General features: G+C 69.7%; 1 protein-coding gene. It reads right to left on the bottom strand.

Annotation, left to right across the window (positions count from 1 at the left end; genetic code table 11):
* Positions 1–24 precede the first annotated feature (24 nt).
* On the bottom strand, positions 25–1176 hold the full coding sequence (locus F3T56_RS45910; RefSeq protein ID WP_246204929.1) for an ISAs1 family transposase: 1152 nt from the start codon (positions 1174–1176) through the stop codon (positions 25–27).
* Positions 1177–1319 lie beyond the last annotated feature (143 nt).

A 1319-nucleotide genomic window follows, 5' to 3' on the forward strand; every position in this document is an offset into this window, starting at 1 on the left:
CTGACGGTCTTGGATCGTCGCTGGTCAGGCCAGGCCGAGGAGGTCCAGCGGGCGGTGGAAGGGCTGGTAGGACATCTTGCGGAGCCCGGCGGCGATATTCGGGTGACCTGCCGCTCGTAGCTGGTTGATCGCGAAGCTGCGGAGGGTGGCCATGTTGTCGGGGCCGTGGCCGGTGCGGATCTTGGAGGCGTCCTCGGTGAAGGTGGTGTCACGGACGAAGTGCAGCCGGTTCTCGATCACCCATTGCGAGCGGGCCAGTTGCCCGAGCCGTTGGGGAGATGCCTGGCGGGCGGTGAGGTCGGTGAGTGCGTAGACGGTCTGCCGTGTCACTTTTCCCGAGCGCAGGTCGGTGCGGTGGCGCAGGATTTTCGCGGCCTGCACCGCGTGGGGGAAGTCCAGTCCGAGATCGGTGACGGTCAGCGCCCTGGTCGTCCGCGTCTCCTTGCGGCCGTGCCCCGTTTCGCGGTCGTAGCGCCGCGCGGTGGCCTGCGTCCAGGGCAGCGACCTCAACTGCCGGAACAGTCCGGGCTGGTTGGCCTTGATCAGCAGCAGGTAGTGGGCCTTCTTGTCCTCCACGAGGAACCGGGCGTGCTCGCGCTGGGTGTGCAGGGCGTCGGCGGTCACCGTCACGCCGGCCAGGTCGTACGGCTGAAGCAGGGCGGCGAAGCAGGTGATCTCGTTGGTCTTGTCCGGCACCCGCAGCTGGCTGACGGTCTGCCCGGTCCCGGTCATCGCGGCCAGCAGATGGGCGGCCGGGCTGGCGGGGGTGCGTGAGCCGCGGGCGCTCTTGCCGTCGACGGCCAGGGTGTCCGCTCCGGCCGGGTCGGCGCCGAGCAGGTCGGCGAGTCCGCCGGGGCATACGGCGTTCAGGACGCGGCGGATGGTCGCCGTGCTCGGCGCGATCCGGGTGCTGAACACGGTCGTCGTGCGGGCGCCAAGGCGGGCGAGGGTGTCCTGTGGGGCGTTGCGGGCCCACTGCCCGATCGCGGCGAACGAGCGGGCCCCGGCCAGTACGGCCGAGCAGGCAATGAGCAGCACGCTCACGAACGGGTGACGCTTCCCCCGCCGGTGCCGCGGGTCAGCCAGCGTGGCCAGCCGCTGCGGCAGTCCCGCAAGGGCGCGGTGCTGACGCGAGGGCGACTTGATCAGACAGACGCTGGCAGACTGACGGCACATCGAAGCTCCGGTTCGGCAGGGCGACTTGGTAGGTCACCCACTCCAACCGGAGCTTCGTTGCGTACGAGACGGGACGGCCAGCAGGCGTCACACCACCGTGACCTGCAACTTTCTGCTACCACTGCGACTTTGAAATCGCCCTG

The sequence above is a fragment of the Streptomyces tailanensis genome (assembly GCF_008386495.1).
Taxonomy (GTDB): Bacteria; Actinomycetota; Actinomycetes; order Streptomycetales; family Streptomycetaceae; genus Streptomyces; species Streptomyces tailanensis.

Coding starts and splice junctions, on each gene's coding strand:
- F3T56_RS45910 (WP_246204929.1), bottom strand. CDS start 1,176: ATGTGCCGTCAGTCTGCCAGCGTCTGTCTGATCAAGTCGCCCTCGCGT.